At 73.3% G+C, this 4335-nt stretch carries 5 protein-coding genes; all 5 read left to right on the top strand.

The features are described from left to right. The coding region (locus CCN39_RS46365; RefSeq protein WP_143264430.1) for a M15 family metallopeptidase at positions 1-420 on the top strand (420 nt) is incomplete at its 5' end. 89 nt (positions 421-509) lie between these two features. Next, the gene (locus tag CCN39_RS46360) at positions 510-944 is read left to right on the top strand and encodes a hypothetical protein (protein WP_244211328.1); all 435 of its coding nucleotides are present in this window, start codon (positions 510-512) and stop codon (positions 942-944) included. A 200-nt stretch (positions 945-1144) separates the two neighbouring features. Next, complete coding sequence (locus tag CCN39_RS46355) at positions 1145-1534, top strand: MerR family transcriptional regulator (RefSeq protein ID WP_086853398.1); 390 nt, start codon at positions 1145-1147, stop codon at positions 1532-1534. Positions 1535-1640: 106 nt separating this feature from the next. Beyond that, positions 1641-2564 carry an NADP-dependent oxidoreductase gene (locus CCN39_RS46350; protein ID WP_086853396.1) on the top strand — a complete coding sequence of 308 codons (924 nt, stop codon included), beginning with the start codon at positions 1641-1643 and terminating at the stop codon, positions 2562-2564. A 413-nt stretch (positions 2565-2977) separates the two neighbouring features. Then, positions 2978-4335: amino acid adenylation domain-containing protein (locus CCN39_RS46345; RefSeq protein WP_244211327.1), on the top strand; the 1358-nt coding region annotated here is incomplete at its 3' end.

Below are 4335 nucleotides of genomic sequence, written 5' to 3'. Positions count from 1 at the left end.
GAACTGGTCGTCAACGCCGACCGGGCGATCGAGGTCGCCCGGGTCTTCGGTGACCTCTACTTCGGACGGTTCCCCATCGAGCGGATGGAGACCGTCGAAAAATACGACTCCGACGACGACGCTTCCATGGCCGCCAACAACACCTCGGCGTTCAACTGCCGGGCGATCACCGGCGGAACAGCCTGGTCGAATCACTCCTACGGGCGCGCGATCGACATCAACACCGTGCAGAACCCGTACATCTCCGGCAGCGGCGCGGTCTACCCGCCCAACGGCGCACCTTACGTCGACCGGACGCAGAACGCGCCCGGCATGATCCACGCGGGTGACGTCGCCGAGCGGGCGTTCACCTCCCGCGGCTGGACCTGGGGCGGCTCCTGGGACACCCCGATCGACTACCAGCACTTCGAGAAGCCCTGACCACGACCGGGAAATCCGCCCGGAACCAGGTCGACCAACCGCAGCTCGCCCGGATTTCCCCGGGTGGGGGCAAGAACGGGAGTCATCCGATGCGCAACAAGATCGCGGCCTTGGCCGCAACGACCGCTTTCGTCGCCGGCGGGACGCTCCTGACCGCGACGTCCGCGTCGGCCGCCGTGGACCCGCCCGGCGGCAGCTGGGACCACACGTGGACCACCACGGACGGCGCCCACGGCGGCACCATCTACATCGAAGAGAACGGCGACGTCGTGTCCCTCTGCGACACGGAGGCCGACGGACTCGCTCCCCGGGCCAACATCTCCGTCGAGGAGAGTTCCGTTCCGGGTGCCTACGACACCCGCTACACGCTCACCGCCTCCGGTGGATTGGGATCCTGCGCCACGGCCCGGGCTTCCGACGGCGGAACGCACAACCTCCCGGAGAACTGGAACATCGGCGTCGGGATCTGGCTGGGTCCGAACTACCAGCACTCGAGCCAGCACTACTACCTCAACGACCACTGATTTCCCGCGTCCCGATGACGGACGGCCCGGTCGAGGGATCGACCGGGCCGTCCGCACCCTCGCCGCGGGTTTCTCGGGCGCGAAGCGGGGCGTGGTCTTTCCGCCGCAGCGCGAGGTGGAGCACGCAGGCGTCGCGGGCTGCCGGGCAGTCGACGCCAACGGTCGTCGGCCGGTCCTGGACCGGGCGTAGGGTTTCGGGAATGCGGATCGGCGAGCTGTCCAAGCGCACGGGCGTGAGTCCGCGCTCGTTGCGGTACTACGAGGAGCAGGGCCTCCTGACCAGTTCCCGCTCGGAGGCGGGGCAGCGGCACTACGCCGAGGCCGACGTCCAGCGGGTTGCGCTGGTCCGGCAGCTGTTCGACGCCGGCCTGTCCAGCCGCGTGATCGCGACCGTGCTGCCCTGCGTGGACATCCCCGACGACCTCGACGTCGCCGAGGAGACGTTCGCGGCCATGATGCGCGAGCGCGACCGGCTCGACGCCGACATCGCGCACCTGGTCGAGACCCGGGACGCCCTCGACGCGCTGATCAAGGCCAACAGCCGGCACCGGGCGCGGCTGTCCGCGGCCCCGGTGACCCGCTCGGCCTGACACTGTGACCTGCGCCTCAGCCGCTTGCCCCTCACATCGGTGTCAGCGATGAGGATGGCGACCGGGCCCGGAACGACCGGGCCGGTCACCCGGAAGGCAGCGGAAAATGGGACAGGCGTGGGGTTTCGGCAGGTACGGCGGGCCCGAGGTGCAGGAGTTCTTCGAGCGTCCCGATCCCGCCCCCGGTCGCGGTGAGGTGCTGATCCGGGTCGACGTCGCCGGGGTGAATCCCCTCGACCACCTCCTGCGCGCGGGGCTGGTCCCCGGCCTCGACGGCGGGCGGCCGTTCCCCCGCGTGCTGGGCATGGAGGCCGCGGGGACCGTTCTCGCGCTGGGGGAGGACGTCGACGGGCTCGAGGTGGGGGACGCGGTCTTCGGCTTCGCGCTCACCGGTGGCGGTACCTATGCCGAGACGACGGTGCTGTCCGCGGCGAACACCGCGCGCATCCCGGCGGGCCTGTCCGCGACCGTGGCGGCGACGCTGCCGGTCGCCGGGACGACCGCGGTGGACGTGCTCGACCAGCTCGGGCTCCCGGCCGGGGCCACGGTCCTGGTCAACGGGGTCGGGGGCGGGGTCGGCCTCGCCGTCGCCCGGCTGGCGGCCGGGCGCGGGCTGCGGGTGCTCGGTACCGGGAGCACCGCCAAGCGTGCGCACGCCGAGGCCATCGGGGTGCGGTTCCTCGACTACACCGCCGTGGACGTCGTCGCCGCGGCACGCGAGCTGGTTCCGGACGGCTTCGACGGGATCGTCGACCTGGTCGGCGGCACCTCGCTGCGGACGGTCGCCCCGCTGGCCCGGGATCCCCGCACCGTCGTCGCCGTGGGCGACCAGTCCGTGCCCGAGGTCGGCGGCCGGTTCGTCGAGCGGCGCCTCGACCGGGAGAACCTGGAGCGGTCCGCCCGGCTGGCCGTGGACGGAGTCCTGGCCCCGGTGATCACGGCGGTCCACCCGCTTGCCGATGCTCCGGCCGCTCTCGCCACCGTCGAGAACGGGCACACGCCGGGCAAGGTCGTGATCAAGGTGGCGTGAGCGGCACCCGGGCCTCCGCCGATCGACAGTCCATTGCGGACTGTCGGCAGCCCGTGGCCGCCGTCCTCCGCCGCGCCGACTCTCGATCGTCCACTGTGGACTTGTACGGTTCGTGACCGCGGGTGCGTGACCCTACCGTGACCTGTCACCTGATTGGCGGGTTGGAATCCCTTCGGTGCTCGGTATGGTTTTCACCAACTGACATCGGAGTGGACCGGCGGGTGCCGGGGAACTTCTGGGGGCTCGCTCGGGGGAATTGCAGGCAGGGGGCACTTCGCCGTCGGCGCAGGGTGGCGTCCGCGGTGTGCCGCCGGCGCACGGCCGCTCAGCGCGCGGCGGCGCCTTCCCTTCACCGGCGCGGAATCCGGAGTCGATCCCGTCCCCGCGTCCGCTGGAGGGCGGGAGGAGTGACCGTGGCGCAAGCCGGAACCGTACCGGCGCTCGTCGGGCAGTGGGTGAGCCGCACGCCGGAAGCCGAAGCGGTCGCCGACGCGCGAACCGGCGCGAGCCTGACCTACGCCGAGCTGTGGCGGCGTTCGGGCCGGTTCGCCGGCGAGCTGGCGGCCGCCGGCGTCGGCCGCGGCGACGTCGTCGGCGTCACCGCGGCGCGGTCCCCGGAATTCGTGGTGGCCGTGCTCGGCATCCTCCGGGCCGGCGCGGCTTACCTGCCGGTCGACCGGCAGGCGCCACCCGGCCGGGTGGCGACCATCCTCGGGGACGCCGGCGTGCGGGTCGTGGCCGGCCCGCCCGCCGCGGACCGGCCGTCGCTGCCGGTCCCGGACGCCGGGGGCGGCCCGGAGGCCCCGGAGATCGGGCTGACCGGGGAAGACGTCGCTTACGTCTGTTCGACGTCCGGGTCCACGGGGACGCCCAAGGGCGTGCTGGTTCCGCACCGCGCCGTCCGGCGGCTCGCGACCGGGGCGCGGTTCTGCACCCTCGCCCCCGGGGACCGCGTCGCGAACACGGCCAACCCGGCCTTCGACGCCACCACGTTCGAGCTGTGGAACACCCTCGGCAACGGCGCCACCGTGGTCGTGCTGCCGACCGTGGCCGAGCTGCCGCCACCGGAGTGGGCGCGGCTGGCGCGGGCCGCACGGGTGTCCGCGGCCTTCCTGACGACGTCGTTGTTCCACGCGGTGGCGCGGGAGCACCCGGCCGCCTTCGGCTTCCTGGACACCCTGGTGGTCGGCGGCGAACAGCTCGACCTCGGCGCGGCGCGCGCGGTGCTCGCCCACGGCGCGCCCGGCCGGCTGGTCAACGGCTACGGGCCGACGGAGACGACGACCTTCGCCACCTTCTTCGACTGCACGCCGGAGTCCCTGGCCGGGCTGGAGCGCGTCCCGATCGGGTTCGCGCTGCAGGAAACCACCCTCGCGGTCGTCGGCGAAGACGGCGAGCCCGCCGCGCCCGGCGAGACCGGCGAGCTGCTCGTCGGCGGCGCCGGTGTCGCGCTCGGCTACCTCGGGCGGCCCGACCTGACCGCGGAACGGTTCGTGCCCGACGAGACGGGCGCGCCGCGGTACCGGACCGGCGATCTGGTGCGCGCGCTGCCCGGCGGCGCCCTGGAGCTGGTCGGGCGGCGCGACCGCCAGGTGAAGCTGCGCGGGTACCGGATCGAGCCGGAAGAGATCGAAAAGGTCACCGCGGCCCTCGACGGGGTGGCCGCGGCGTTCGTGGAGAAGGTCGGCGAGGGGCCCTCGGCGTGGCTGGCCGGGTTCGTGCTGCCGTCGGCCGGTGGCGGCCCCGGCCCGGCGGAGCTGTCGGCCGCGCT

This window comes from Amycolatopsis kentuckyensis (assembly GCF_002155975.1).
Lineage (GTDB): Bacteria > Actinomycetota > Actinomycetes > Mycobacteriales > Pseudonocardiaceae > Amycolatopsis > Amycolatopsis kentuckyensis.
Note: the sequence above shows the minus strand (reverse complement) of the source record. Positions and strands in the feature narration are given on the sequence as shown.